The following is a 26,532-nucleotide window of genomic DNA, read 5'->3' as shown; positions in this document are numbered from 1 at the left end:
AATCCCGAAGAAATGACAGAGATGACAGATCATACGAGCGCAGTGCTTTCCGCAGCCGATGCCCTGGTGGCAGCCTTCGGCCGTCACGATACCAAGGCCTATTTTAATGCCTTCGCGCCGTCGGCGACTTTCATCTTCTACAATCTCGATCGCACCCTTGCCGATCGCGCGGCCTATGAGGCGGAATGGGCGCTGTGGGAAAGCCGCGACGGCTTTAGCGTGAAGGCCTGCCGCTCGACGGACCGCAGCGTGCAAATCGTCGGGGATGTCGCCATCTTTACCCATGCGGTGGAGACCGATCTCCTGATCGGCGGCGAAGAGATGACCAACCACGAGCGTGAGACGATCGTCTTTGCCCATCAGTCCGACGGTCGCTGGCTGGCCATTCACGAGCATCTTTCGCCGCTCCCGATGTAGTGGTTGCCTCGCCGCAGCACTTCTAGCCCTTGGGCTGATCTGGACGTGGTAATGCGCTGGGCCGGCATGGATGAACATGCCGCCCGGTAGTCCTAGACGGCTCAATGGTGTTACACCGCTGATGGCTGGGAAGCCGCCATGCAAAACACCAAGACGAGCTGCAAGATGAAACACCGCACGCTGCTGGAGAAACTGTTTCAGGCGGCCGTTCAGGCCGCCGATCCGCTGGCCGGGATCCTCGCGCACCTTCCGCCACCGGTCGGCGGCCGAACCGTAGTGGTCGGTGCCGGCAAGGGAGCGGCCCAGATGGCGGCGGCCCTTGAGAGCCTCTGGCCGGGTCCGCTCTCGGGCCTCGTCGTGACACGCTACGGCTATGCCTGCCCCACGCGATCGATCGAAGTGATCGAGGCCGCGCACCCGGTGCCGGATGAGGCGGGGCTGGTCGCCTCCAGGCGGTTACTGGAACTGGTTGCCACGCTCGATCATCAGGATCGCGTCATCGCCCTCATCTCCGGCGGTGGTTCGGCACTTTTGCCAGCACCTCCTTCGGGGCTGACGCTGGAGGACGAGATCACGCTCAATCAGGTGCTCCTGTCGTCCGGTGCGCCGATCTCCGCCATGAACGTGGTGCGCAAACATGTCTCCACGATCAAGGGCGGACGGCTGGCGGCGGCAACGAAGGCGCGCGTCGTCAGCCTCATCGTCTCGGACATCCCGGGCGACATTCCATCCTTCGTCGCATCCGGGCCGACGGTTGCCGATGCATCGACGCGACAGGATGCGCTCGCCATCGTCGAGAACTATAAACTCCACCTACCGTCCGGGGTGATTGCGCATCTCCACTCGCCTGCCGCCGATGCCCCGAGGACGGACGATCCGCGATTAGCTCGAAACGAACACCACGTTGTGGCCTCCGCGGGCTTGTCTCTGGAAGCCGCCGCAAGCGTCGCTCTTGCGGCGGGTTTTACGCCCCACATCCTCTCCGATTCGATCGAGGGCGAAAGCCGTGACGTAGCCTTGGTGCATGCAGCCATGGCACGGGAGATCGCGACAAGGGGCCGCCCGTTTCAGCGACCGGCCGTTCTTCTCTCCGGCGGCGAGACCACGGTCACCCTTCGCGGCGACGGTGGACGCGGCGGTCGCAACAGCGAGTTTGCGCTCGCGCTTGCCCTCGCCATCGACGGGCTATCGATCACGGCACTGGCGGCGGATACCGACGGAATTGACGGTGTGGGAGATCATGCGGGTGCTGTCGTCGATGGTGGCACGGTCGCGCGGCTCCGGGCGGCTGGCTTCGAAGCACGAAAATTGCTCGCGCAGAACGACAGCTATTCGGGCTTCGAAGCGATCGGCGATCTCTTGGTGACGGGGCCGACAGGCACCAATGTCAATGATTTCAGGGCCATCATTATCGAGTAGCAACGCGATCATCCTCGCGACAGCGCCCGGCGAGATAGGCCAGAGCCCTTCGATCGTAAAGGCCGAGGACCAGCGCATCGCGACCATCAGTTGATTTCGGCCGCGATGCTCTGGTTGATCAGGAATGCATGCCGGCTCTTATGTGTAGGATGCCGCCAGACCGCCGTCGATCGGCAGATTGATACCGTTCACCCAGCGCGCATCGTCCGAGCATAGGAAAAGCACGGGACCGGCGACTTCATCGGCAAGCGCCGGACGCTTCATCCTGTGCGCATCAGCCTGGACACGGTCCTGGCCGAGCATGGTCACGAAGTCACCGAGGATCGGCGTGAAGACCGGGCCAGGCGCCACCGAATTCATTCGGATGTCACGCTCCATGAAGAGCGCCTGGCTGCGCTTCATCGTCCAGACGATCAAGGCTTCCTTGAAATACTGGTAGCAGGTTTCCTGCGCGACCGGGTTCACAGCCAGCCAGGCATGGCCCTCTGCGAAGCTTGTGGTGTCGGCGAGCGCCTTATGCTGTTCGACGCGCTTGGGCCATTCTGCGCCGAGGATCGAGGCGAAGTTGACGATGGACGAGCCCTTCGGCATGCGCTCGATCAAGGCTTCGGTCAGATGCCGAAGACCGAGGTAGTTGACGCGGGCGACGAGATCTTTGTCGGCGGTGCCGGGAACGCCCGCAGCATTGACGAGCGCGTCGATGCGGGCGGGGAACTGGGCAAGCACCGCATCGATGGCGGCCGGATCGGCGAGATCGATCTTGATGAAGCCGTCGAGTGTCAGCATGGCGTCGTTGCGATCGACGCCGATGACGGTTGCACCGCGGAAGCGGGCGAGGCGGGCGACTTCACCGCCGATGCCCGACGAGACGCCGGTGATCACAACTGTTTTTCCTGCAAGATTCATGGTCGTGTTTCCCTGAAGTTGTGCTGGATCGCGTCCGTCCGCACCAAGGCGGACGGGGATCCCCAAGGCTTGTTTTGGGCGTGATTGATCAGAACGGATAAGGTGTCGCGGCCTTCTTCACCGAGACCCATTGCCACTGGGTGAACTCTTCGATGTCTGCCGGGCCGCCGACACGAGTGCCATTGCCGGACTTTCCGCGCCCGCCGAAGGGTGCGTAGGGGCCGCCATTGACCGTCTGGTCGTTGATGTGGAGCTGTCCGACATTCAACTCGTCTCCCACAGCCATGGCGCGTCCGAGATTGTTCGAGATCACGCCGGCCGCCAGCCCATAGTCCGACCGGTTGGCGAGTTCGACCGCTTCCTCATCCGTCTTGAACGAGACGATGCAGGCCACCGGCCCGAAGACCTCTTCCTCAAAGGCCAGCATGCCCGGCTTGACGCCCGAGAGCACGGTTGCGGCATAGAAGCGACCGTCATGCGTGCCGCCGGCGAGCAGCTTCGCTCCCTTGGCCACGGCATCGTCAACGATCTTCTGGATCGCTTCGACCTGGCTGTCGGAGATGATCGGCCCGAGCGCCACCTGCCTGGTCGAGGGATCGCCGGCCGGGAGGTGCTGTGCCTTGGTGACGAGGCGCTCGGTGATCCCAGCCTCGATCTTCTCATCGACCAGGATTAGCCCGGTCGCCATGCAGATCTGCCCCTGATGCAGGAATGTGCCCCAGGCCGCATTGGAGGCTGCCACATCGAGATCGGCGTCATCGAGAATGACGAGTGCATTCTTGCCGCCGAGTTCGAGCTGAACGCGCTTGAGGTGACGGCCGCAGATCTCACCCACCTTGGAGCCGCCACGGGCCGAGCCGGTGAAGGAGACCATGGCAATGTTCGGATCGCTGCAGAGCGCCTCACCGGCATCCGCGCCGCCCGGCACGACATGCAGTACACCCTTGGGAAGGCCGGCCTCTTCGAAAATGCGGGCAATGATGATGCCGCCGGAGATCGGCGTTCGCGGATCCGGCTTGTGCACCACAGTGTTTCCAAGTGCGATTGCGGCCGCGATCGAGCGTACGGAGAGGACGAGCGGGAAATTGAACGGAGAGATGACGCCGACGACGCCATGCGGTACGCGCCGGGCATAGTTTGTCCGATCATCCATGCCGGGCAAAAACATGCCGGACGGTTGCATCGCGAGCGATGCTGCATGGCGGATGAAGAGCGTGCCATGCTCGATCTCGATCATCGCCTTCGGATGGATGGAGCCGGATTCCTGCATGATCCAGGCCGCCAGCTCCTCGCCATTCTGCTCCAGAAGGTCTGCGGCGCGATTGAGGATCGCGGCGCGCTCTGCGGGCAGGGTCTTGGCCCAGGTCTTCTGTGCGGCTTTGGCCAGTTTGGCGGCACGGGCGATATCCGCCGGACCGCAGAGACCGACAGCGGCCAGGACATTGCCATTGGCGGGATCGGTTACATTGAGCGTTCCTGCCATGGTCTCCTGCCACTCGGAGATATAGGCGAGGCCACCCCAGCGGCCGGTGTCGAGAAATTTCGGTGCGTGCATATTCATCGTTCAGGGCCTCCAGTCCCATGGTTGGGAGGTCCGCGCAAAGCTTCGCCGTCATGAGATCGGCCCGTGTTGAAACCGCTCATCACATCTCAGCTGATCGATGCGTCCTCCGTGCCACCTCCTCAAGTGGCTCGAACAAGTCGTCGCAAGCTATGTGCCAATTGCTGTCCTGACCGGTGCTTGTCGCTTCTGGGCTTCGAAAAATCTCGAAAATACAATGAAATAGGTCGCGCCCACTCAGTGCTTCTCGTGTCGCCGGCATGGATTGCAGATTTCATCAAATGGTGAAATCATGAGAAAAATCTAAAAACGCATGAAGTCGATATGACCACTCCCAAACCGCCCAAGCTCGTTTCTCTGGCCGATGTGTCGAAGTCGACGGGCAAGATGTTGTCCAGGGGAGCGTTCAGCGAGCTCGATACGGGTGCCTCGCCCACGCTGTCGGAACTGACCGAGGCGCTCCATTTTGCCCTGGGCGACGGCCGGATCTGGCTCAACGACCAGCGCATGGTTTTGATGCAGAGCCAGGTTCTCGGTCGATTGCGTCAGGAGATCATCGATGCCTTCGGCATGGAGGCCGCAAAGGGCATCTTCATGCGTGTTGGCTACATGCAGGGCGTGCGGGATGCCGAACTTATCCTGAAACGCTTTCCGCACCAGGACCTCACCCATGCTCTCGCTGCAGGACCGCGCGTCCATACCCTCGAGGGCTTCGTCAAGGTCGAGACCAAGCAGTTCGAATTCGACAGCGACAAGGGGCGCTATTTCGGCGAGTTCTATTGGTACGACTCCTCAGAAGCCGGTGAGCATATTGCGCATCATGGCCTGGCGAGCGAGCCCGTCTGCTGGATGCAGACCGGCTATCCCAGCGGCTACACCAGCACGCTGTTCGGCCGGCCTGTGATATTCCGGGAGATCGAATGCTCCGGCATGGGGGCCTCACGCTGTTATGTCGTCGGGCAGAATGCCGAGGAATGGGGAGATGACGCACCCGAACGGGCCTATCTCGGCCTCGAATGGCCGCGATCGCGGCGCAGTTCCCGCGGCCGCTCGGAGAAGGTGCAGCGAGCCGATGACCCCGCCTCTGCGAACCCGATGCCGACCACCGGTGGGGATCCGGTCGTGGGCGTTTCCGCCAGTTTCCTGCGCGCGCGACTGATGGTGGAGAAGGTGGCAGACACGGAGGCGACGGTTCTGTTGGTCGGAGAATCCGGTGTCGGCAAGGAACTGTTTTCCCAGCAATTGCATCGGCTGAGCCACCGCGCGACGAAACCGTTTGTCCCACTCAACTGCGCCGCCATTCCCGACACATTGGTGGAATCGGAACTCTTCGGCGTCGAGAAGGGTGCCTTCACCGGCGCGGTTGCCTCCCGTCCAGGCTATTTCGAGCGTGCGGCGGGTGGAACGCTGTTCCTCGACGAGATCGCATCGCTGGCCTATGCCGCGCAGGGCAAGCTTCTTCGCGCCATCCAGGAGCGGGTGATCGAGCGTGTCGGCGGTTCGAAAACGGTGGCAGCCGATGTCAGGGTCATCGCGGCCTCGAACGTCGATCTTGCCGACGAGGTTCGGGCCGGGCGCTTCCGACAGGACCTCTATTTCCGTCTTTGCGTCTTCCCGATTTCCATTCCGCCGCTTCGCGAGCGACGGGACGACATCCCCCTGCTCGTCGATCATTTCCTGCGTCTGTTCCGCGAGCGGCACCGCCGCCAGGTGGTTGGCCTGACGCGGCGCGCCATGGATGCGTTACTCGCCTACGACTTTCCGGGCAATATCCGCGAACTGCAGAATCTGATCGAGCGCGGCGTGATCTTTGCCGACCCCGGCGGGTTTATCGATCTGCAGCACATTTTCACGGCCAATGAACCACTGCCCTCGTCGCATCCGTCGCTGACGCGCGAAGGACGCTTGATCTATGGCCAGCCCAGCCTGTCGCAAGCAGCAGTCACGTCTGATTTCCTGCAGTTATCCTCACACATCCGATCTGCCGAACTCGATCTCTACCGTCAGGCCCTCAACGCCCATCGTGGCAATGTCTCGGCTGCCGCGCGAAGCCTCGGCATCTCGCGTGCAAAGCTCGAATACCGGCTCCGAAAGAACGGCCTCTACGACAAGAAATGACTTCGCCTGTCTGCAGCGAGGTGACATGAGCGATGGTCAGACATGCACCGACGGCCTGCACCCGCGAGGGTCGGCTCATCACGGAAGCGCCGGCGAGACGCGTTGATAGCTGCGGCGATAATAGAGCAGCGCCTCGGCGTCATTGCCGTCGTGAATGCCTTCGACCGTACAATACAGCACGCGATGGGTTCCAATGTCGCATTGCTCGGTGATCCGGCAATCGAAGGAGACGAGGGCATCCTTCAAGACCGGTGCGCCTGTCACGCCGGCTTCCCATTCAGCGGCAGCGAAGCGCTCGTTGACCGGTGTCTTCCCACCGAAAAGCCCCGACAACGCTTCGTGTTCGCTCGAAAGCACGTTCACGCAGACAAATGCGTTCTGCATCACGGTGTCGAAGACGGATGCGGTTCGGTTCAGGCATATCAAGAGCGTGGCCGGACTGTCGGTGACGCTGCAGACCGCGGTTGCCGCAAAGCCGGCACGGCCGGCCGGCCCATCCGTGGTGATGATGTTCACGGCGGCAGCCATCTTCGCCATACCGTCGCGAAAGGCCTCGCGACTGATCGGGGCAATGGCTTCGAGCGGTGCATTGAAGCTTGGGATGCTGTTCATGGGGGTCATCCTTTCAGGCTTGAGGGGCAATCTTCTGTTCTGGTTCATCACGCCGCCGCCGACCGGCTTTGAATGCCCGGTGCAAATGCAGGCAGTGCGAGGATCCGTTCGAGGCGGCGCGCGACGCTCGCTGCCAGATCCTCGCGCCACGGTCGCGCAATGACCTGGATGGCGATCGGCAGGCCCTCTGGAGACGCGGCTACAGGAAGCGTCACGACCGGCAGGCCGAGAAAACTGAAGGGGCGGGTAAAAGAGGTCATCGCGCTGACGACGCCGTTCATCTTCGGGCTCGCGCCGATGTCGACGTCGCTGGAGAGCGGCGGGAGAAACGGCATCGCGGGCGCAATAAGGACGTCAAAATCGCCGAATGCCGCGTTCAGAAATCTCTCGAGCATGACGGCCCTCATCTGCAGTGCTCGCAGATAAATTGGTGCCGGGATCGCCAGAGATTGTGATAGCCGCATGCGGATCTGCGGACCGTAGTCTTCGGGTCTCTCCCGCATCCAGTCGAAATGAACCGTGCCTGCTTCGGCCATGGCAACGACATTGGCGAGTTCGGCAACAGACGGCATGTCGATGCCCTTCGTCTGAGCGACAAGACCAACTTCCTTCGCCAGCACATCTGCAGTGTTTTCAACCGCGGCACCAACCACTTCGTCCAGTCCGGTCTCGAACAGCCCGCCCAGAATGCCGACCCGGATCGACTTGAGGTCCTCGTGCAGCGCGGCAGGCTGAGAAGTGTCCACGCATGTGGTATCTCGCACATCCGCTCCGGCAATCATCTGCAGCAGGAGATAGGCATCGTCTACGCTGCGCGCGAGCGGCCCGACGCAATCCTGCGAGAAGGAAAGGGGCATCACGCCATGCCGGCTGACACGACCCTGTGTCGGCTTGATGCCGACAACACCGCAGCAGGCGGCCGGCAGGCGGATGGAGCCGCCCGTGTCGGAGCCGAGCGCTGCAAGCACCACGCCACCACCAACGGCTGACCCACTGCCCGAAGAGGATCCCCCGGTGATCCTGGCCGGATCGATGGGATTCAGCGCCCGCCCGTGATGAAAGTTGTGACCGGTCGGCCCCATGGCGAATTCGCTCATGTTCAGCCGTCCGATGGACACCGCTCCGGCTGCTTCCAGCCGCTGCATAATCGTCGAGGTCTCGGTCGCCACGTGTGATGCACGGATTTTCGATCCGCATCCGGTTACGAAGCTCTTGCGGTCATACATGTCCTTATGAGCCAGGGGCACGCCGTGAAGAGGCCCCGTTGCGGCACCTCGGGCCAGCACCTCGTCCGCCTGAAGGGCAGCATGCAACGCCGCCTCTTCCTCGATTTCGATAAAGGCGTTGAGCGTGCCGTGGCTCGATTTTGCCCGTTCGATGGCCGCTTTGGTCAGCTCCAGCGCGCTGATGCGCCGCTCTTGGATGGCTGTCGCCGCTTCCTTCAGTGATCCGGGATCGTCGAGGCTCATCGATCTGCCTCCGCCCGGAGGATCCGGTCGAAGGCGGCCGGCTCTACATTGAAGAGGCTGCCGATTGCACCCTCCTCGATAGGAGCGATCGCGGTCGAATCCCTTTGCAGCTCGCCGACCATGGCCAGAAGCTCCGGATCGATGGCGGCCCGTCCCCAATAGGCATGGGAGAGCGTCTTCATGACGTCCTGGAGATCCATCAGCTGAAATCCTGTGGTTGACGGTTGCGGACCAGCTGGCTCAACGACACCGCGATCACGAGCGCCCCGCCATAGAAAAGGTTCTGCACATAGGCATCCGCGCCCAGCATCGTCAGTCCGGTGATCCCCGTGACCAGGAAGTAGACGCTGATCACGGCACCAAAGGCATTGAAGCGTCCGGGCGAGATCGTCGTGGCCCCCAGGAAGGCGGCGGCGAAGGCCGGCAGCAGAAGGTTGAGGCCGGACAGCGGATCGGCGGAGCCGGTCATGCCGGCATAGAGCACGCCGGCAAAGGCTGAGATCAGGCCGGAAAAGACGAAGGATGTGGCACGCACGCGGTCGACATTGATGCCGTTCAGGCGTGATACTTCACGACCGCGACCGACGAAGAGCAGCTTGCGCCCCGGGATCGTGTATTCCAGCACATACCAGATGATGGCAGAGAGGATCAGCGCGTAGAAGAAGGCCAGCGGGATGCCGAGGAAACGGTTGATGATGACCCATTCCACGAGGCCCATGGAGACGCCCGATATTGTCTGGCTGTTGCTGACCCAGAGGATCAAGCCATTGACGAAGGTCCCGATCCCGAGCGTGACGATCAGCGAGTGAATGCGGAAATAGAGGACGAAGAAGGCGTTCGCCGCACCGATCACCACCCCGCTTAACAGCGCGACCACGACGACCGGAACGATTGGCCAGCCAAGCTTCACGTTCAGGACCGCGATCAGCATGCAGCTCATGGTGAGTGTCGAGGCGCCCGACAGGTCGAAGTCACCGGAGGTGAGGGGAATGATGATGGCCAGCGTCAGAACGACGAGGATCGCCTGGGAGCCGAAAAGGGTGGAGAAGCTGCGCCAGCTCAGGAAGGAATCCGGCATCAGGATCCCGAAGATGACGATGAGCAGAAGCCAGGCGGCCACGAGCGCAAAGCGTTCGGCTTCCGTCTTCAGCGTGAAGCGGCTCTTCGGCTTGGAGATGGTGGGTGTCGTGGAGATGTCGAGCGTCGTCATTCTGCAGCCTCCGCTTGATGGCTGTGGAAACAGGCTTCGGTGATGGATTTTCGGGAGATTTCGGATCCCTTGAGCTCGAACACGGGACGTCCACGGGAAAAGACGATGACCCGGTCGCAAATCTGCTCGAGCTGTTCATTGTCGGTCGAGGCGCAGAGAATGGCAGTCCCCTCGGCGGCGGCCCGGTCGAGCGCCTTGAAGATCTGCTGTCGGGCGCCGAAATCCACACCCTGCGTCGGTTCGTCGAGCATCAGCAGTTTCGGTTTGATCTGCAGCCACTTCGCCAGCAGCACCTTCTGCTGATTGCCGCCTGATAGAGAGCCGAGGTTCAATTGCGGATTCTGCGGCCGGACGTCGTAGATCTGGCCGAGGCGTCCCGCCTCTCGCACCATCTGGCTGCGATCTAGGCCATAGGGCTTCAACATCCCTTCCAGGACCGGCAGCGTGATGTTGTCTGTCACCGACAGGCTGCCAATGCCGGCCGAACCCAGCCGGTCGCCGGGGAGAAAGGCGATGCCAAGCTTTTGCGCCATAAGGGGAGAAATGGCTGAGAGGGAGAGGGTCTGGCCATCGATCGAGATCGTGCCGGAGCCGCGCAACGCCCCATAAAGCAGGTAGGGAACCGATGCGAAACCCGAGCCGATCAGACCGGTCACCCCAAGGGTTTCGCCCTCACGGATCTCGAAGTCGAAGCCGGGTGACTTTCCATCGCTCAAGTCGCGCACCCGCACGGCGGCTGGGATGCCCTCCGCCGCCATCCGCTTCTTTTCGAAATGGTCGATCCGAGTGCCGACGATGGTATCCAGAATGGATTGGCGCTCCGCGGTGCGAGTGTCGAGTATGTCGACAAGCTCGCCGTCGCGCAGCACGGCAACGCGGTCGGTGATATCCAGCACTTCGTCGATGTCATGCGTGACAATCACCACGGAGGCGCCGGTCCGAACGATGGACCGTATGAGGGTGAAGAGCCTCTGCACGTCCTCGGCCGGGAGAAAAGGCGTCGGCTCGTCCAGAACGAGGATGCCTTCACCACCATGTCCGGCATCCGAGACCCGCAGATCCTCAAAAGCCCTGATAATCGCGACGAAAGCGCGCTCCACGGGCGGCAGGCTGGCGACGGTGGCGAAAGGATCGATATCGAGCCCGAACTCCGAGAACAGGGCTGAAATCGCCTTCGCCTCGCGCTTCCAGTTCACCAGCCAGGGCGTCTTCTGGCCCAGTGCCGTCACGCGCATGTTTTCCATGACGGTGAGCGAGGAAACCAGCCCGAGATGCTGGTGGACGAAGGCCACGCCACGCTTCTTGATATCCATCGGGTCAAGCGGCAGGGGCAGCGTCTGGCCCCAAAGGACCACTTCGCTACCCTCTTCCGGCTGGTGGAAGCCCGCGAGAACCTTGATCATCGTCGACTTGCCCGAGCCGTTCTGCCCGAGCAGGCCGAAGACTTCGCCGCGGCGGATGGAAAGCGACACGCCCTTCAGCGCATAGTAGCTCCCAAACCGCATGCGAATTTTGTTCATCCTGAGCACAGCATTCTCGGTCATCGCGCGGCTCCCGATGTGGCTGGATTACTTCAACATCCAGAGCTTGCGGAAACCCTCGAGATGAGCGTCGCCGTAGCCGTCGTCGAAGTTGGCAGGCACCCCTGCGGTCTCGATGTTATCCTTGTCGAAGACCAGGAGCGGCACATTGAGCTTGGCGACTTCCGGCTTGCCGCACAGCATGCGCATGATGTTGTCGATCGCCGCATAACCAGCCCAGCCGAGGCTCTCGCCGATATCCATCTCGACCTGTCCCTCGCGCACCATATCCAGCACGAAGGGCGTGCCGTTGAAGCTCGCAACCTTCACCGAGCCTTCAGAGCCGGTGATGCGCAATGCGGGCACGACGAACTGCGACATCGAATCGTAGATCGGCAGGATGTAGTTGATCGAAGGATCGGCCAGCAGCGCCGACTGGGTGCCCGACTGGATCTTCGTTGCCCATTCGGAGACCGGCACGTCGAGATGCGTCTGCTTGCAGTCCGGGCAGAGCGCCTTGAGTTGGTCCTGGATGGACTGGACGAAAGGAATGGACGGCAGCACATCCGAAGAGCCGATGATCAGTACGTTCGGCTTGCCTTCGGTCTGCGCATAGGCCCAGGCAGCGAGCAACTTGCCCGCGCCAGTGAAGTCGACTTTGCCGGAATAGTCGACGCTCTCCACAGCCGGCTGGGTCACGTCGTAGAAATGGGTGGTGCTAATCTTGAGGCCAGCGGCGCGCGCCTCGGAGAGCTGCGGTCCCAGCACTTCCGGATTGAGGCCACCGGCAAGGTCGACCACGTCGTAGTCCTGGCTGATGGCCTGGGAAATCCCCTGAACCCACTGGTCGAGTTTCAGCTGGTTGTCCCAGGTCGTGTAGGTGAAGCCAACTTCGGCCGCTGCCGAGGCCATCGCCTTCTGAAGCTCCACATTGAACGGGATCGTCATCGAGATCGGGATCGACAGAACCTTCTTGTCCGCCATGCAGGCCTTGGCGTCGAAGGCATCGCCAGGTGCGGCGAAGACCGGCATGGCGCGGTGCGCTCCGATGATGGCCTTTGCATCGGCCATGGGATCTGCTGCTGCTGCTGGCGTGGAGGTGACCGCAAGTGTGGATGCGGCCAAAAGCGAACTGGCAAGGATGAGGCGCATGATTGACGTTCCCCTGTCTCTAACCCGGTTTTCCGGTGTCATCTGATGCGGTTCTCGATGACCGCTCGCAGATAATGTACGTACATAGTCAGCCGAACGTCAATCGTGTTTTGCCTATTTTTTTGCACTGCACATTTATTCGGCGAATGCCGAAAACCCTTTCAGTCAGGCGATCGAATCGCGATCAACCGCGCGCAGTTCGTCTCCAATAGACGCGCGATCTCGCACTTGCAGCATCGAGGAATGCTGAGTGATATGTCAGTACATATGGTGAGGGTTGCTACCGGCTGGCCGTATGCGCGCGCCAAGCGATCAGGCAGCCTGCAAAGCCGAAGAGGGCAAAGATCATGAAGCTGGCGCCATAGTGTCCCGTCAGTGCATAGACGCTGCCGAATGACGAGGGGCCCACGATCACTCCGATGAAGGTGTAGACCAGCACGCCGCCGGTGGTCGAGCCGACCCGTCCCTCCGGAGCATTGTGGGCCACCTCGGCGAGCAGCACGCCGTTCCATCCGATGGTGACCCCACCCATGGCGACGAAAAGCGCCACCTGCGCGATCGTTGGCAGATCGGTCAACCAGAACAGCAGGGCATAGCCGGTGCCGCCTAGCAATCCGAGCAGGGCGAGCGTCTTGAACCCGCCACCGATCCTGTCGGCGACCACACCCCAGAAAATGCGCCCGACCGCGCCGGCAAGCTGCATGGCTGCTGCAACAGAGCCAGCCGAAAGTAGCGACCATCCGGCGTCATGCACGAGCGTTACGACGGCAAATGCCGAGACGGATAGCTGCATGGCTGAATAGGCAAAGCCGAGAGCCGACAGCGCCCTCAGTCGCGGATTGCGCCAGATCGTCGACTGCTCCTCGGCGAACCCCTTCAGAAACGACCGTCTTGGCGCCGGATTGACCGGCTCCGCCGCATGGGTCGCGGCCAGAAGCGCCATCGTCAGGATCGGGGCGACGGCGCCGATCAGCAACGCGACGTGCCAGTCGAAGAAGCGCGTGAGAAACGGAAAGGCAAAGCTCGCAAGGATGCCGCCGAGTGGTACGCCCGACTGCTTCAGGGAGAAGACGATATTGCGTCTGTTGAAGGGGGTGACGCGACTCAGCATTTCCGAGGAGGCGGGATTGTTCAGCCCGTAGCCGATGCCGATGAAGAGGGAGGCCGCAATGATCAGCGGGATCTCCGCGCTAGCAATGCCGATAAAGCCGAGCACGAAACAGGCGAGAGCGGCCTGTTCGATCCTGATCGGGCCGAAGCGCTGAACCAGCGTCCCGGCAATCGCCGAGGAGAACATTCCGGAGAAGTAGATCAGGCTGATCTGGTAGCCGATCCAGTAGGCCCCGATATCGAGATCTTTCGCCACCGTGGGCGCAATCGCGGTCAGCGCGAGCACGCTCGCCGTCGCAACGATCTGTATCAGTGTGGCGGCAATCAAGGTCTGGGTAAGCGAGGAGGCGTGTCGCGCGGGTGGCGCCTCTTCGGCGATGAAGTCAGACATATGGTGCTGTCTCGGAGGATATGACTAGGATATGTACGTACTAATTGATTTGGTAAAGGATCGCAAGCCGGTGCTGTGGCCTGCTTCGATCTCCCGAATTCCATTTGCCTTTTGCTGGGAAAGGAGGTTGAAACTCTGGCACGAGGAACTCGGCGTTGCGCCGATGGGGATGGTTGAGCTTGGATCAGAAGCGCATGGACTGGAAGCCGGAAGTGGACACTGCGCCGCTCTACCTGCAGGTCGCCCATCATCTGGAGAGCCGGATCAGCGATGGCGAGTATCCGGTTGGTTCGCTTCTGCCCACGGAAAACGAGATCGCAGCCGCCCTTGGCGTCAGCCGCCAGACCGTACGTCAGGCGATCGCAACGCTTCGCAACAAGGGTCGCCTTTCCGCCCGCAAGGGCGTGGGCACGCGCGTTGAGGCCGGGTTCGACCCGGAGAAGAAGCGCTTCATCGCCCATTCGCGTTCAGAGCTATTCGAGATCGCCGCCGAGACGGAATTCGTCATCGACACCAAGGAAGAGATTTCAGCTCAGGGCAAGCTTGCCGTCGAACTCGGCTGCCGGCCTGGGCGCAAATTCTTCCACATGGCGGGTATTCGTTATCCCGGCAATCGCAGCCGCCCGTTCTCCTGGAACGAGGTCTATGTCGACGCCAAGCTGGCTGCCGCCGTCAAGGATATCACGGTCGCCCGCAGCGCCATCTTTCATTATATCGAGCAATATACGGGCGAGAAGATCCAGGAAATCCAGCAGGACATCCGCCCGATGATCCTCGACGCCGAGATTGCCGCCAAGCTCGATGTCAAGGCGGGCGATCTGGCGCTAGTCGTGACGCGACGCTATTTCGGCTCCGGCCGCCGCCTGCTGGAATACGCCTTCCAGGTCCTTCCGGCAGAGCGCTTCACCTTCACCACGACGCTTCGCGCCGAAGGCTGAGCCTCCCCTTTTCTGATCATAGATCCATGGCCGCCAGCAGCGCTCCTGGGCGCTGATGGCGTTTCCGCGTCCTGTTTTGCCTACAGATCGTCCGTTTGAACGGTTGCTCGGCAACTCCGTCCTGCGCGCGATTCCGGCGAATGATCGAAAAATATGCAGGCCTAAAGATAAGGCATTTTTGGCTGGACAGCCTCAAAAATTTTTGCATTAGTTCGTACATACTGCTTGCGTGTAGGTCATACTAAAAGGGGAACCACATGGATATCGGTGTCTTCATTCCTATCGGAAACAACGGCTGGCTGATCTCGACAGCGTCGCCGCAATACATGCCGAGCTTCGAGCTCAACAAGCAGATCGTCCAGAAGGCAGAAAGCTACGGCCTCGACTTCGCCCTCTCGATGATCAAGCTGCGCGGCTTCGGCGGCAAGGCCGAATTCTGGGACTATAACCTCGAGAGCTTCACGCTGATGGCGAGCCTCGCCGCCGTCACCGAGCGTATCAAGCTGTTCGCGTCGACGGCTGTTCTCACCCTGCCACCGGCAATCGTCGCGCGCATGGCGACCACCATCGACAACGTTGCGCCCGGTCGTTTCGGTGTGAACATCGTGTCCGGCTGGCAGATGGCGGAATACGACCAGATGGGCATCTGGCCGGGCGATGACTATTTCGGCTACCGCTACGACTATTCGACCGAATACGTGCATATCATGAAGGAGCTCTGGGCGAACGGCAGTTGCAGCTTCGAAGGCAAGCACTTCACCATGAAGGACTGCATGATGAAGCCGATGCCGGCGAACAAGATCGAGATCGTGGCGGCGGGCCAGAGCCCCCGCGGCATGGAGTTCGCCGCCGAATATGCGGACTACAACTTCGTCATGGGCTCCGGCATCAACACGCCGACCGCCTATGCCCCCAACAACCAGAAGCTCCTCGATGCGGCAGCGAAGTCAGGCCGTGACGTGGGTGCCTATGTGCTCTTCATGGTCATCGCCGACGAGACCGACGAACTGGCTGAAGCGAAGTGGCAGAAGTATCGCGAGGGTGCGGATGTCGACGCGCTGGCTTGGATGGCCGATCAGGGCAGCAAGGATGCGACGGCGGATGCCAATTCCACCGCCAAACACATCAACCTCCCCGAGGGTGCGGTCAACTTCAACATGGGCACGCTTGTCGGCTCCTATGCCAAGGTCGCCCGCATGCTCGACGAGGCCGGCAATGTTCCGGGAACGAAGGGCATCATGCTGACCTTCGACGACTTCCTTATCGGTCTCGATCAGTTCGGCGAGCGCATCCAGCCCTTGATGGCAAGCCGCACGCCCAAGCAGATCGCGGCGGAATGACGTGACGGCGGCTCGGCCTGCACCGACAGACGATCCTCGCCCGGAGGCGGGGATCCAGTTTGATCCGATGACGCTGGCCGATCCGACAAGGGTCGACGGCGTTCATCGCGATGCCCTGGCACCGAAAGTCGATGCTGCATATGTGGCATTGCCACTGTCTCCAGAGCCGCTAGACGAGCCGACGGTCGTGGCAGGCGTAACGGAGGTGCTCTCGGCCTATGCCAGCGGCAGCTTGCGTCCGTCAGATCTTTTGTCGCAACTCAAGGCCCGCATAAACGCCACCCGGACGGGAGGGGAAGCGGTTCTTCGCTTCGTCCCCGGTGCGGAAGAGGCGGCGCGTGAGAGCGATCGACGTTTCGCGGAGGGGCGGGCACGACCCTTGGAAGGTATTCCTTTCGGGGTGAAAGACATCATCGAAGTCGCCGGGGCCGTGGTCACATCAGGCTCGCATTTCACTGGTGATCGCGTGGCGCCGGTCGACGCGCCTGTCGTGGCAGCCTTGCGATCAGCCGGTGCCATTCCCTTCGCCATGACAGCCACGACAGAGTTTGCCACCGGTTCCCCGCACAATCCGCGCTTCGGCACGGTCACCAATCCCCATGCTCGCAGCCGTTGGACGGGTGGGTCCTCGACCGGCTCCGGCGCGGCGCTGGCGGCTCGGCTCATGCCGCTGGCGCTCGGCACGGATACGGGAGGGTCGATCCGCGTCCCCTCCTGCTGGTGCGGAACGACGGGGCTCAAGCCCAGCCGCGAATTGGTGTCCCGCCAAGGGGTGGCACCGCTTTCCTGGTCGCTCGATCATATCGGCCCGATGGCGCGATCCGTAGAGGATATCGCCCGGGTCTTGCCGTTCATGGCGGGTGACCGGGAGGCGCATCTCGCTGGCGAAGTTGCAGCACTTTTGCAGACAGGCTCCGTCCAAGGCCTGAGGATCGGCATTCCCGTCAACTGGTTCACGGAAAAGGTCGACCAACACGTGCTCGCCAATTGGCAGGCCGTCCTGGAGCAGTTCGAGGCTCTTGGCTGTCACCTGGTGCCGCTACCGCGAATCGAAGTCGAGCCTCTGCATGAGGCCGGTTGGGTCATCCTTCAGAGCGAGCTGGCGAGTCTTCACGCCGCACGCCTTGATCGTGCGGAGCTTTTCGATCCGGGCCTCCGGCATCGTCTGAAGAACGGGCTGGGTTATTCTGCGCGTGACTATGGTGAAGCACTTCAGCGCCGGAGCGAGGCGCTGGAGGCATTCCTGACCGCCATGCGCGACGTTGATGCCGTGGTTACACCCGGCCTTGGTGGCGAAGCCGGCCATCTCGATGATCTGACCGTCAATATCGATGGCGACCGCCACGCGTTCCAGACAGTCGTTTCGCGCAACACCATGATCTTCGATGTCACAGGACTGCCGGCGCTGATGCTGCCGTCGGGCGTCGGTTCGACAGGCTTGCCAACCGGCATCCAGATCGTCGGTCGCCCCGGCGCAGATGCGCTCTGCCTGAGGTTGGGGCGCGCATTCCAGGAGGTGACGGACTTTCATCGGATGATGCCGCCAGAGGACGCCAAATGACATCACACGCCCCCATCACCCCGGACCTCACGGCGCTCACCGCAACAGAGGCCCTTTCCCTGATGGCCGAGGGGCTTTTGACGTCGCGCGCCCTTGTGACGGCCTGCCTCGACCGGATCCGTCACCGAGATGGCGAGGTCAGGGCCTGGCTCGCACTCAGCGAAACGGCACTGGAGCAGGCCGATCGCTGCGATGCCACCCCGAAGGTCGGGCGCGGCAGGTTTCACGGTCTGCCAATCGGGGTGAAGGATGTCTTCGACACGTTTGACCTTCCGACCACGCACAACTCGCCACTGTACCAGGGCTTCCAGCCCGCCGCCGATGCTGCCGTGGTCGACCTGCTGCGCAGCGAAGGCGCGATCATTCTTGGCAAGACCGATACGACGGAGTTCGCGGCCGCTGGTCGTGATGCAGCGACCGCCAACCCGAATGATCTTGCCCATACCCCAGGCGGCTCGTCCGCCGGCTCTACAGCCGCTGTGGCTGATCGGCATGTGCCCCTCGCGCTTTCGACCCAGACCGGTGGCTCGACCATCCGACCCGCCTCGTTTTGCGGCGTCGTCGGCTTCAAGCCGAGCTTTGGCCGGGTAAGCCGCGAGGGCGTGAAAATCTACGCGCAGAGCTTCGATACCGTCGGCTGGTACGGCCGTTCGGTGGATGACGTCGCACTGCTGGCGTCTGTGCTCGGGCTCGATGAGGCGCTGCATTCGACAGACCGGCCAGGTCACCTCAGGATCGCGATCACGTCCGGGCCTTATCGCGACCGCCTGGCGTCCGAGAGCCTCATGGCTCTCGACCTTTCGAAACAGCGGCTCGAAACGCAGGGCCATTCGGTGCAGTCCATCGAACTGCCAGCCGAGTTTGAGGCTCTGGACAGGCACCACCGCGTGATCCTGCATAGGGAAGGGCAGGCGTCCTTCCGCAATCTGGCGCGACGCCACGGGGCAGCCCTCCACGATGATTTCCACCATCGGGTCGAAAATCGCGATGGCTCCAGCCTCCTGGACCTCGCAAAGGCCTATGATGCCATGGCGATGGGACGCATCGCCTTCGATGCGCTGATGCAGGACTTCGACCTCCTGATTGCGCCGAGCGCACCTGGTTTTGCACCGCCCGGACGCCGCCCGGGCGATCCCGTCTTCAATGCCTCCTGGACCCTTCTCGGCGTCCCCTGCCTCAACATCCCGGTGCCGCTCGGCCAACCCTCGCTGCCGATCGGTGTGACGCTGATTGCCGCGCGTTTCGCCGACCAGCATCTGCTTGATGCCGCCCGGCGCCTTGAACCTGTCCTCAATCCGAAATGAAAGCAGCAGACGACACATGCCCGATCCCACTTTGAAGAAGCGGCTCACCGACGGTGAATTTATCCTGGCTCCCGGGATCTACGACATGATCTCGGCGCTTATTGCAGACCAGATGGGCTTCAAGGCGCTCTATGTAACCGGATATGGGACGGTCGCCTCTACCCTCGGCATCCCGGATGCAGGCATTGCGACCTATCGCGACATGATCGAGCGCATCGCGCAGATGGTGAAGCTCACCCGTACGCCGATCATTGCCGATGCGGATACCGGCTATGGCGGACTGCTCAATGTTCGCCACACCGTGCGCGGCTATGAAGATGCCGGCGTCTCGGCCATCCAGCTCGAGGATCAGGAATTCCCGAAGAAATGCGGCCACACGCCCAATCGGCGCGTCGTGCCCATGGCGGATATGGTCAAGAAGATCGAAGTCGCTGCCGACAGCCGGCGCAGCGATGATTTCCTGATCATCGCCCGCACTGATGCCCGCACGAGCCTCGGTCTCGACGAGGCTATCCGCAGAGCGAAAGCCTATGCAGCGGCAGGCGCCGACGTCCTCTTCGTCGAGTCGCCTGAGAGTACCGAAGAAGTGAAGGCAATCGCCGAGGCCATCGACCGCCCGCTGCTCGCCAACATGGTCAATGGCGGACGCACGCCACTTTTGCCGGCGTCGGATCTGCAGGCGCTCGGCTACAGGATCGCAATCTATCCGGCCCTCGGCTTCCTCGCCCACGGCCATGCGGTGCGCCATGCCTATCAGGACCTGCTCGACAACGGCATCACTACCGATGCCGTCCCGCTCTATCCCTTCAAGGACTTCAACAGCCTGCTCGGTTTTGAGGACGTGTGGGCCTTCGAGAAGAAATTTGCCGAAACCGAGGACTGAGCCATGACCGACGATCTCGCCGCCAATTATGCCAAGGCCTATGACAACCGGATCGGCTTCGGCAAAAAGCCGGCCCTGATCCTGGTCGATTTCGTGCAGGCCTATTTCGAGCCGGAGAGCCCGCTGTATGCCGGCGTCGATGCCGCACTTGCCAGCGCGCTCCGCATTCGCGCGAAGGCGCGTGAAAAGGGACTTCCCGTCATCCTCACCGGCGTGGTGCTGCATCCGAGCGGTCTGGATGGTGGCCGCTTCTTCCAGAAGGCGAAACCGCTCGCCTGCTTCACGGCAGGAAACCCGCTCGGCGCCTGGCCCAAGGGTCTTGGGCCGTTCCCGGACGAGTTTGTCGTCTCAAAGCAATATCCGAGTGCCTTCTTCGGCACTTCGCTCGCGCCGCTTCTAACCTCCATGGGCGTCGACAACGTCATCCTCACAGGGTTGACGACGAGCGGCTGCGTTCGGGCAAGCTGTGTCGATGCGATGTCGCATGGCTTCATCACGACGGTGGTGCGGGATGCCTGTGGCGATCGGCACTCAGCGCCGCATGAGGCAAACCTCTTCGACATGAACGCCAAATATGCCGACGTCGTCTCGGAAGCGGAAATCCTCGAGTTCATTGCGAAGCTCTGAGCGGCCGCGCCATCAGGCGGGTCGGCCTCAAGGGCTGCAAAAACCGGCAAGCTGAAGACAAATCTGCGAGCCAGCAGGACACAAACGAAAAGCCCCGGAGTTGGTAACTCCGGGGCCATCATCAGAAAACTGGCAATCTATGCTTTCTCAGACATCCTGCTCTTGGGCCTTCGGCCGCAGAGAGATCTGCCTGACAAGAGCAAGTGAGATCAAGCTGCAGACTGCACCAGAGAGAAGGTAGAGCCCGGCGGCAAAGAGGCCGAACCAGGTCGACAGCAGAAGCGCCGACAGCGGTGCGAACCCGGCGCCGAACATCCAGGCGAGCGCCGAGACGACGGCAGAGGCCGTGTAGCGGTTCCGGCGGTCGAACAGCGATGCCACTGCGCCCGACGACTGGGCAAAGTTGAAGCCGAGCACCAGGAAGCCGACCATCATGTAGATGGTGACACCCGGAAGGTCGCCATTCAGAAGCAGGGGAGCTGTCAATGCGAAGACACCGATCGCCCAGGCGCCCCAGATGAGGATCTTCTCACGGCCGATCTTGTCCGAAAGCCAGCCGGAGAACAGCATGGCGAGAACGCCGAGGCCTGCACCTGCGGCTTCGATCAAGAGGAAGGTGCCGGGCGCTTCATCCGTGTAGAGGAAAATCCAGGACAGCGGGAAGACCGTGACCATGTGGAACATGGCAAAGCTTGCGAGCGGCACGAAGACGCCGAGCAGCACGGTCCGCCCGTCCTGCGACATCGTGGCGCGCAGGCCGGTCGGGGTCAGTTCGTTCGTCTCGAACAGCTCCTTGAACTCGGGCGTATCGACGATGCGAAGTCGCGCAAAGAGTGCCACGACATTGATCGCGAAGGCGACGAAGAACGGATAGCGCCAGCCCCAATCAAGGAAGTCAGCGGCGGAAAGCGTCATGACAAGATAGGCAAAAAGAACAGCGGCCACGGCGAGCCCGACCACAGCGCCGAGCTGCGGGATCATGGCATAAAAGCCGCGTTTGTCCTTGGATGCGGTGATTGCCAGAAGCGGCGCCAGACCATCCCAGGTGCCACCGAGCGCCAGGCCCTGGCCGATGCGCAAGAGTGCCAGCATGGCAATCGACCACCAGCCGGCCGTCTCGTAGGAGGGCACAAGACCCATGGCGACGGTCGAGGTTCCCAGGAGGAAAAGCGCCACCGTCAACTTGGTTACGCGGCCATGCCGGCGGTCGAGCAGGGTAAACAGCACGGTTCCGAGCGGACGCGCGACGAAGGCGAGTGCCACAAGCACGAAGGACCAGAGCGTACCGGTCAGCGGATCCAGGAACGGGAAAATGCGCGCCGGAAAGACGATTACGGACGCGATGGCGAAGACGAAGAAGTCGAAGAACTCCGACGTGCGCCCGATGACGACGCCGACGGCGATATCCGAGGGAGAGACGTGATGATCGTCTTCGGAGGTTGTGCGGCCGTTCTGTGCGGCGGGGGATGCAGAGCCGGTCATGCTCGCCATAACGCGTGATCACTTTCTTGTCTGAACAGGGCGGATCCGAACGGGGGAAATACGGTCCGCGCCTTAGTCTAACATGCTGCAAAGCGATGCCGCAGACACGCCCAAATTGACAGGTGACAAATTGTCGTATGTGCTGCACCGCAAAACCCGACTAACTAACCCGACGAATATCAATGGTCGTCGAGTAGTGTTTCGGGGGGACCCCTGCTCAGTGACCCGTCAGTGTATCAGGGTACGAGATGCAGAAGCTTCGCCTCCCGAAATTGTTCACCGCCATCATGGCGGTCCTCTTCCTTTCCGCCTGCAAGGCGGAAGTCCTCGCACCAACGGGTGACATCGCTGCACAGCAGCGCGACCTCTTGGTGATCTCCACTTTGCTGATGCTGATCATCATCATCCCCGTGATGGTGCTGACCTGCTGGTTCGCCTGGCACTACCGCGCGGCCAACAAGGAAGCGATCTACAAGCCGAACTGGTCTCACTCCACCAAGCTTGAGCTGATCATCTGGGCGATCCCCCTGATGATCATCATCTGCCTGGGTGCGCTGACCTGGGTCGGAACCCATCTCCTCGATCCCTACCGCCCGCTGGCGCGGGTCTCCGAAGAGCAGCCGCTCGATCCGCAGCAGGAGCCGCTGGATGTGCAGGTCGTCGCTCTCGACTGGAAATGGCTCTTCATCTACCCGCAATACGGCGTCGCCACCGTCAATGAGCTTCCGGTTCCAACCGATCGGCCGATCCGCTTCTCGCTGACCTCGTCTTCGGTCATGAACGCCTTCTACATCCCGCATATGGCCGGCATGATCTATGCCATGCCCGGCATGCAGACGACGCTGCACGGGGTCTTCAACGAGGAAGGCACCTTCCAGGGGCTTGCCTCGCATTACTCGGGTGCCGGCTTCTCCGGCATGCGCTTCAAGGCTAACGCGACTGACGCGGCAGCCTTCGAGGCCTGGGTCGAAGAAGCACGCTCTGGCGGCGCAAAGCTCGACCGCGCCAAGTATCTGGAGCTCGAGCGCCCCAGCGAAAACGTCAAGCCGGAGGTCTTCGCCAGCATCGATCCGCAGCTCTTCCCGCGCGTCGTCAACATGTGCGTCGAAGAGGGCAAGATCTGCATGGCCGAGATGATGGCGCTCGACGCCCAGGGCGGCACAGGTCTTGCCGGCACGGTCAACATGAGCGCTCTCATCTACGACAAGCACGAACGCCGGGGCACGCGCGAGCCGGTCTTCGGTTGGGAACCCTTCAAGGTTCTGGGCTTCTGCTCGGTCGAGGAGCTGGAGCAGATGCTGGCCGCAAAGCCCGCCTCCTTCAACGACAAGCCCGTCGTTTCGGGTCCCCTGATGGGACACAACATGCAGCAGCCGGCATCGCCCTTCGGCGGTGAGGCCGAACGCTTCCTCACGCTCGTTCGGCAGGCAGCCGGCAATGCGCCGCAACTCTGACAGGAATTCGGTATGGCTACGATAGACCATTCCACCACGTTTCTTCTCGGTCGCCTCAACTGGAGTGCGATCCCGACGGATCCGATCGTTCTGGCGACTTTCGCAGTCGTCGTGGTCGGCGGTGCCGCCACGGTCGGCGCGCTCACCTATTACCGCCTCTGGGGATACCTCTGGCGCGAATGGCTGACCTCCGTCGATCACAAGAAGATCGGCATCATGTACATCATCCTGGCGTTGATCATGCTGGTGCGCGGCTTTGCCGACGCCATCATGATGCGACTGCAGCAGGTGTTGGCCTTCAACGGATCCGAGGGCTACCTGAATGCCCACCATTACGACCAGATCTTCACCGCCCATGGCGTGATCATGATCTTCTTCGTGGCGATGCCCTTCGTGACGGGTCTGATGAACTATGTCGTGCCGCTGCAGATCGGCGCGCGCGATGTTTCCTTCCCCTTCCTCAACAACTTCTCCTTCTGGATGACCGTCGGTGGCGCAGTCCTGATCATGGCCTCGCTCTTCGTCGGCGAGTTTGCGCAGACCGGCTGGCTCGCCTTCCCGCCGCTCTCGGGTATTGGCTACAGTCCCTGGGTCGGGGTGGACTATTATATCTGGGGTCTGCAGATTGCCGGGGTGGGAACGACGCTCTCAGGCATCAACCTGCTCGTCACCATTGTGAAGATGCGGGCACCGGGCATGACCCTGATGCGCATGCCGGTCTTCACCTGGACAGCACTCTGCACCAACATCCTCATCGTCGCCTCCTTCCCGGTGCTGACGATGACCCTGATCCTTCTGACGCTCGATCGCTACGTGGGAACGAACTTCTTCACGAACGATCTCGGCGGCAACCCGATGATGTATATCAACCTCATCTGGATCTGGGGTCACCCGGAAGTCTACATCCTGATCCTGCCGCTCTTCGGCGTCTTCTCGGAGATCACGTCCACCTTCTCCAGCAAGCGGCTCTTCGGCTACAGCTCGATGGTCTATGCCACCGTCTGCATCACCATCCTGAGCTACATCGTCTGGCTGCACCACTTCTTCACGATGGGTTCCGGTGCCTCGGTGAACGCCTTCTTCGGCATCACCACCATGATCATCTCCGTGCCCACGGGGGCGAAGATCTTCAACTGGCTCTTCACCATGTACAAGGGACGGGTGCGCTTCGACCTGCCGATGATGTGGACGGTTGCCTTCATGCTGACCTTCACGATCGGCGGCATGACGGGTGTTCTTCTGGCAGTCCCGCCGGCAGACTTCGTCCTGCACAACTCGCTCTTCCTGGTGGCGCACTTCCACAACGTCATCATCGGCGGCGTGCTGTTCGGCTGCTTTGCCGCGATCGCCTACTGGTGGCCCAAGGCCTTCGGCTTCCAGCTGAATGTCTTCTGGGGCAAGGTCTCCTTCTGGACCTGGGTCAGCGGCTTCTGGCTCGCCTTCATGCCGCTCTATGTGCTCGGCCTGATGGGCGTCACCCGCCGCATGCGCGTCTTCGATGATCCGGATCTGAGGATCTGGTTCATCCTGGCAGCGCTTGGCGCCCTCTTGATCGCTGTCGGCATCGCCGCCTTCTTCATCCAGATTGCAGTCTCAATCTGGAATCGGAAGGACAACATGGACGTGACCGGCGACCCCTGGGATGGCCGCACGCTGGAATGGGCGACCTCGTCTCCGCCGCCGGCCTACAACTTCGCCTTCACGCCTGTCGTCCATGACCTGGACGCCTGGCACGACATGAAGCAGGTTGGGCAGAAGCGCCCGAAGGCGCCGTATATCCCGATCCATATGCCGCGTTACACCGGCACGGGTGTTGTGATCTCGGCCCTGGCCACGCTCTGCGGCTTTGCGCTGGTCTGGTACATCTGGTGGCTGGCGGCTGTGTCCTTCGTGGCGATCATTGCCGTCGCGATTGCCCATACCTTCAACTACGACCGGGACTACTACGTCCCCGTCGACGAGGTCGAGCGTGTCGAAAAGGCACGTGACCGCGAACTTGCAAGCGTGGGAGCGTGACGACCGTGAGCACCATCATCAAATCCGACGCACCTGCCGTCTATTGGGAAACCGAGCCGCACCATCATCCGGAAGGCGCGTCCACGCGGCTCGGCTTCTGGGTCTACCTGATGAGCGACTGCCTGATGTTCGCGGTCCTCTTCGCGGTCTTCGGGGTTGTCGGCCAGAGCTACGCGGCCGGCCCCGGCCCCAAGGCGCTCTTCGACCTGAACCTGATTGCGATCAACACTGGCTTCCTGCTGGTCTCATCGATCACCTTCGGCTTCGCCATGCTGGCCATGTATGAAGGCCGCCAGGCCCGCATGCAGGCCTGGCTCTCCGTCACCCTGCTGCTCGGCCTCGCCTTCCTGGCACTCGAAATCTACGAATTCCATCACCTGATCGAGCTCGGCGCCGGTCCGCAACGCTCGGCCTTCCTGTCGGCCTTCTTCGCGCTGGTCGGCACCCACGGTCTGCACGTGCTGTTCGGCTGCATCTGGCTCGTGACGCTGATGGTGCAGATCAATCAGAAGGGTCTGATCCCGGCGAACACCAGACGCATGGAATGCCTCAGCATGTTCTGGCACTTCCTCGATGTGATCTGGATCGGTGTCTTCACCTTCGTTTACCTCCTGGGGATGATCTGATGTCCAAGCCTTCCATCCAGCCCCACGGCCACCATGAACAGGGCCACGGCCACGACCACGACAACAGTGGTCACGACCACGGCAGCTATCGCTCCTATCTCACCGGCTTTGTGCTGGCGGCGATCCTGACGATCATTCCCTTCGCCATCGTCATGAGCGGCGGTTTCGACAGCCGCGTGCTGACCGCGGTGACGGTGATCGGCTTTGCCGTCGTCCAGATCCTCGTGCACATGGTCTACTTCCTGCACATGAACACCCGGTCTGACGAAGGCTGGACCATGCTGTCGATGATCTTCACCATCATCGTCGTGGTCATCATGATCGCCGGATCGGTCTGGGTCATGTACAACCTGAACACCAACATGATGCCATCAATGGATCATGAGAGCTTCCAGGGCTTCGGCTCCTGACGGGAC

The 26,532-nt window shown here is 61.7% G+C and carries 23 protein-coding genes; 13 read left to right on the top strand and 10 right to left on the bottom strand.

What is annotated here, in order from left to right; genetic code table 11:
- Positions 1–21: 21 nt before the first annotated feature.
- Positions 22–417, top strand: coding sequence for a YybH family protein (locus AC02Y0_RS18585; RefSeq protein ID WP_476380357.1), 396 nt, complete (start codon positions 22–24; stop codon positions 415–417).
- Positions 418–555: 138 nt separating this feature from the next.
- Positions 556–1,836 (top strand): glycerate kinase type-2 family protein, encoded by a 1,281-nt coding sequence (locus tag AC02Y0_RS18580; RefSeq protein WP_476380355.1) that lies wholly within the window; start codon positions 556–558, stop codon positions 1,834–1,836.
- Positions 1,837–1,974: 138 nt separating this feature from the next.
- Here the strand turns inward: AC02Y0_RS18580 and AC02Y0_RS18575 are convergent, their stop codons facing one another.
- On the bottom strand, positions 1,975–2,742 hold the full coding sequence (locus AC02Y0_RS18575; RefSeq protein WP_476380354.1) for a coniferyl-alcohol dehydrogenase: 768 nt from the start codon (positions 2,740–2,742) through the stop codon (positions 1,975–1,977).
- An 88-nt stretch (positions 2,743–2,830) separates the two neighbouring features.
- Complete coding sequence (locus AC02Y0_RS18570) at positions 2,831–4,303, bottom strand: benzaldehyde dehydrogenase (protein WP_476380352.1); 1,473 nt, start codon at positions 4,301–4,303, stop codon at positions 2,831–2,833.
- Between the two features lie 324 nt (positions 4,304–4,627).
- Between AC02Y0_RS18570 and AC02Y0_RS18565 the strand changes: the two genes are divergently transcribed.
- The gene (locus AC02Y0_RS18565) at positions 4,628–6,421 is read left to right on the top strand and encodes a sigma 54-interacting transcriptional regulator (protein ID WP_476380350.1); all 1,794 of its coding nucleotides are present in this window, start codon (positions 4,628–4,630) and stop codon (positions 6,419–6,421) included.
- Positions 6,422–6,499: 78 nt separating this feature from the next.
- Here the strand turns inward: AC02Y0_RS18565 and AC02Y0_RS18560 are convergent, their stop codons facing one another.
- From AC02Y0_RS18560 to AC02Y0_RS18530, 7 genes are all read right to left on the bottom strand, one after another.
- A complete protein-coding gene (locus AC02Y0_RS18560; RefSeq protein ID WP_476380349.1) occupies positions 6,500–7,033 on the bottom strand; it encodes a flavin reductase in 534 nt (177 codons plus the stop codon).
- A 47-nt stretch (positions 7,034–7,080) separates the two neighbouring features.
- The gene (locus AC02Y0_RS18555) at positions 7,081–8,502 is read right to left on the bottom strand and encodes an amidase (protein WP_476380348.1); all 1,422 of its coding nucleotides are present in this window, start codon (positions 8,500–8,502) and stop codon (positions 7,081–7,083) included.
- A complete protein-coding gene (locus AC02Y0_RS18550) occupies positions 8,499–8,702 on the bottom strand; it encodes a hypothetical protein (RefSeq protein WP_476380347.1) in 204 nt (67 codons plus the stop codon). The genes AC02Y0_RS18555 and AC02Y0_RS18550 overlap by 4 nt, the downstream gene beginning before the upstream one ends.
- The gene (locus tag AC02Y0_RS18545; RefSeq protein WP_476380345.1) at positions 8,702–9,712 is read right to left on the bottom strand and encodes an ABC transporter permease; all 1,011 of its coding nucleotides are present in this window, start codon (positions 9,710–9,712) and stop codon (positions 8,702–8,704) included. The genes AC02Y0_RS18550 and AC02Y0_RS18545 overlap by 1 nt, the downstream gene beginning before the upstream one ends.
- Positions 9,709–11,256, bottom strand: a complete 1,548-nt coding sequence (locus AC02Y0_RS18540; protein WP_476380344.1) for a sugar ABC transporter ATP-binding protein — start codon at positions 11,254–11,256, stop codon at positions 9,709–9,711. Before AC02Y0_RS18540 ends, AC02Y0_RS18545 begins: the two co-directional genes overlap by 4 nt.
- A 24-nt stretch (positions 11,257–11,280) precedes the next feature.
- Positions 11,281–12,384, bottom strand: coding sequence for a sugar ABC transporter substrate-binding protein (locus tag AC02Y0_RS18535; RefSeq protein ID WP_476380343.1), 1,104 nt, complete (start codon positions 12,382–12,384; stop codon positions 11,281–11,283).
- 280 nt (positions 12,385–12,664) lie between these two features.
- Positions 12,665–13,885 carry an MFS transporter gene (locus AC02Y0_RS18530; RefSeq protein WP_476380341.1) on the bottom strand — a complete coding sequence of 407 codons (1,221 nt, stop codon included), beginning with the start codon at positions 13,883–13,885 and terminating at the stop codon, positions 12,665–12,667.
- Positions 13,886–14,064: 179 nt separating this feature from the next.
- On the opposite strand from AC02Y0_RS18530, the gene AC02Y0_RS18525 reads away from it, so the two are divergent.
- From AC02Y0_RS18525 to AC02Y0_RS18500, 6 genes are all read left to right on the top strand, one after another.
- Entirely contained in the window at positions 14,065–14,823 is a 759-nt protein-coding gene (locus tag AC02Y0_RS18525) for a GntR family transcriptional regulator (RefSeq protein ID WP_476380339.1), read from the top strand.
- A 257-nt stretch (positions 14,824–15,080) separates the two neighbouring features.
- The gene (rutA, locus tag AC02Y0_RS18520) at positions 15,081–16,163 is read left to right on the top strand and encodes a pyrimidine utilization protein A (RefSeq protein WP_476380337.1); all 1,083 of its coding nucleotides are present in this window, start codon (positions 15,081–15,083) and stop codon (positions 16,161–16,163) included.
- Position 16,164: 1 nt separating this feature from the next.
- Positions 16,165–17,724 carry an amidase gene (locus AC02Y0_RS18515; protein ID WP_476380335.1) on the top strand — a complete coding sequence of 520 codons (1,560 nt, stop codon included), beginning with the start codon at positions 16,165–16,167 and terminating at the stop codon, positions 17,722–17,724.
- On the top strand, positions 17,721–19,028 hold the full coding sequence (locus tag AC02Y0_RS18510) for an amidase (RefSeq protein WP_476380333.1): 1,308 nt from the start codon (positions 17,721–17,723) through the stop codon (positions 19,026–19,028). The genes AC02Y0_RS18515 and AC02Y0_RS18510 overlap by 4 nt, the downstream gene beginning before the upstream one ends.
- A gap of 16 nt (positions 19,029–19,044) precedes the next feature.
- Complete coding sequence (locus tag AC02Y0_RS18505; protein WP_476380332.1) at positions 19,045–19,911, top strand: isocitrate lyase/PEP mutase family protein; 867 nt, start codon at positions 19,045–19,047, stop codon at positions 19,909–19,911.
- Positions 19,912–19,914: 3 nt separating this feature from the next.
- Positions 19,915–20,538 (top strand): isochorismatase family protein, encoded by a 624-nt coding sequence (locus AC02Y0_RS18500; RefSeq protein ID WP_476380330.1) that lies wholly within the window; start codon positions 19,915–19,917, stop codon positions 20,536–20,538.
- 147 nt (positions 20,539–20,685) lie between these two features.
- Here the strand turns inward: AC02Y0_RS18500 and AC02Y0_RS18495 are convergent, their stop codons facing one another.
- The gene (locus AC02Y0_RS18495; protein ID WP_444558171.1) at positions 20,686–22,029 is read right to left on the bottom strand and encodes an MFS transporter; all 1,344 of its coding nucleotides are present in this window, start codon (positions 22,027–22,029) and stop codon (positions 20,686–20,688) included.
- Positions 22,030–22,268: 239 nt separating this feature from the next.
- On the opposite strand from AC02Y0_RS18495, the gene cyoA reads away from it, so the two are divergent.
- From cyoA to cyoD, 4 genes are read left to right on the top strand one after another with little or no spacing between them, the layout of a single operon-like run.
- The gene (gene cyoA, locus AC02Y0_RS18490) at positions 22,269–23,474 is read left to right on the top strand and encodes a ubiquinol oxidase subunit II (RefSeq protein ID WP_476380328.1); all 1,206 of its coding nucleotides are present in this window, start codon (positions 22,269–22,271) and stop codon (positions 23,472–23,474) included.
- Between the two features lie 12 nt (positions 23,475–23,486).
- A complete protein-coding gene (gene cyoB / locus AC02Y0_RS18485) occupies positions 23,487–25,490 on the top strand; it encodes a cytochrome o ubiquinol oxidase subunit I (RefSeq protein ID WP_476380327.1) in 2,004 nt (667 codons plus the stop codon).
- A gap of 5 nt (positions 25,491–25,495) precedes the next feature.
- The gene (gene cyoC, locus AC02Y0_RS18480) at positions 25,496–26,116 is read left to right on the top strand and encodes a cytochrome o ubiquinol oxidase subunit III (RefSeq protein ID WP_476380326.1); all 621 of its coding nucleotides are present in this window, start codon (positions 25,496–25,498) and stop codon (positions 26,114–26,116) included.
- Positions 26,116–26,526, top strand: a complete 411-nt coding sequence (gene cyoD, locus AC02Y0_RS18475) for a cytochrome o ubiquinol oxidase subunit IV (protein WP_476380325.1) — start codon at positions 26,116–26,118, stop codon at positions 26,524–26,526. Before cyoC ends, cyoD begins: the two co-directional genes overlap by 1 nt.
- The last annotated feature ends 6 nt before the right edge of the window (positions 26,527–26,532 follow it).

This window comes from Allorhizobium sp. nf9_anc (assembly GCF_056323085.1).
Note: the sequence above shows the minus strand (reverse complement) of the source record. Positions and strands in the feature narration are given on the sequence as shown.

What these genes read in the sequence shown, in the direction of transcription:
- AC02Y0_RS18585 (WP_476380357.1), top strand. Translation starts at nt 22, where the DNA reads ATGACAGATCATACGAGCGCAGTGCTTTCCGCAGCCGATGCCCTGGTG.
- AC02Y0_RS18580 (WP_476380355.1), top strand. Translation starts at nt 556, where the DNA reads ATGCAAAACACCAAGACGAGCTGCAAGATGAAACACCGCACGCTGCTG.
- AC02Y0_RS18575 (WP_476380354.1), bottom strand. Translation starts at nt 2,742, where the DNA reads ATGAATCTTGCAGGAAAAACAGTTGTGATCACCGGCGTCTCGTCGGGC.
- AC02Y0_RS18570 (WP_476380352.1), bottom strand. Translation starts at nt 4,303, where the DNA reads ATGAATATGCACGCACCGAAATTTCTCGACACCGGCCGCTGGGGTGGC.
- AC02Y0_RS18565 (WP_476380350.1), top strand. Translation starts at nt 4,628, where the DNA reads ATGACCACTCCCAAACCGCCCAAGCTCGTTTCTCTGGCCGATGTGTCG.
- AC02Y0_RS18560 (WP_476380349.1), bottom strand. Translation starts at nt 7,033, where the DNA reads ATGAACAGCATCCCAAGCTTCAATGCACCGCTCGAAGCCATTGCCCCG.
- AC02Y0_RS18555 (WP_476380348.1), bottom strand. Translation starts at nt 8,502, where the DNA reads ATGAGCCTCGACGATCCCGGATCACTGAAGGAAGCGGCGACAGCCATC.
- AC02Y0_RS18550 (WP_476380347.1), bottom strand. Translation starts at nt 8,702, where the DNA reads ATGGATCTCCAGGACGTCATGAAGACGCTCTCCCATGCCTATTGGGGA.
- AC02Y0_RS18545 (WP_476380345.1), bottom strand. Translation starts at nt 9,712, where the DNA reads ATGACGACGCTCGACATCTCCACGACACCCACCATCTCCAAGCCGAAG.
- AC02Y0_RS18540 (WP_476380344.1), bottom strand. Translation starts at nt 11,256, where the DNA reads ATGACCGAGAATGCTGTGCTCAGGATGAACAAAATTCGCATGCGGTTT.
- AC02Y0_RS18535 (WP_476380343.1), bottom strand. Translation starts at nt 12,384, where the DNA reads ATGCGCCTCATCCTTGCCAGTTCGCTTTTGGCCGCATCCACACTTGCG.
- AC02Y0_RS18530 (WP_476380341.1), bottom strand. Translation starts at nt 13,885, where the DNA reads ATGTCTGACTTCATCGCCGAAGAGGCGCCACCCGCGCGACACGCCTCC.
- rutA (WP_476380337.1), top strand. Translation starts at nt 15,081, where the DNA reads ATGGATATCGGTGTCTTCATTCCTATCGGAAACAACGGCTGGCTGATC.
- AC02Y0_RS18510 (WP_476380333.1), top strand. Translation starts at nt 17,721, where the DNA reads ATGACATCACACGCCCCCATCACCCCGGACCTCACGGCGCTCACCGCA.
- AC02Y0_RS18505 (WP_476380332.1), top strand. Translation starts at nt 19,045, where the DNA reads ATGCCCGATCCCACTTTGAAGAAGCGGCTCACCGACGGTGAATTTATC.
- AC02Y0_RS18500 (WP_476380330.1), top strand. Translation starts at nt 19,915, where the DNA reads ATGACCGACGATCTCGCCGCCAATTATGCCAAGGCCTATGACAACCGG.
- AC02Y0_RS18495 (WP_444558171.1), bottom strand. Translation starts at nt 22,029, where the DNA reads ATGGCGAGCATGACCGGCTCTGCATCCCCCGCCGCACAGAACGGCCGC.
- cyoA (WP_476380328.1), top strand. Translation starts at nt 22,269, where the DNA reads ATGCAGAAGCTTCGCCTCCCGAAATTGTTCACCGCCATCATGGCGGTC.
- cyoB (WP_476380327.1), top strand. Translation starts at nt 23,487, where the DNA reads ATGGCTACGATAGACCATTCCACCACGTTTCTTCTCGGTCGCCTCAAC.
- cyoD (WP_476380325.1), top strand. Translation starts at nt 26,116, where the DNA reads ATGTCCAAGCCTTCCATCCAGCCCCACGGCCACCATGAACAGGGCCAC.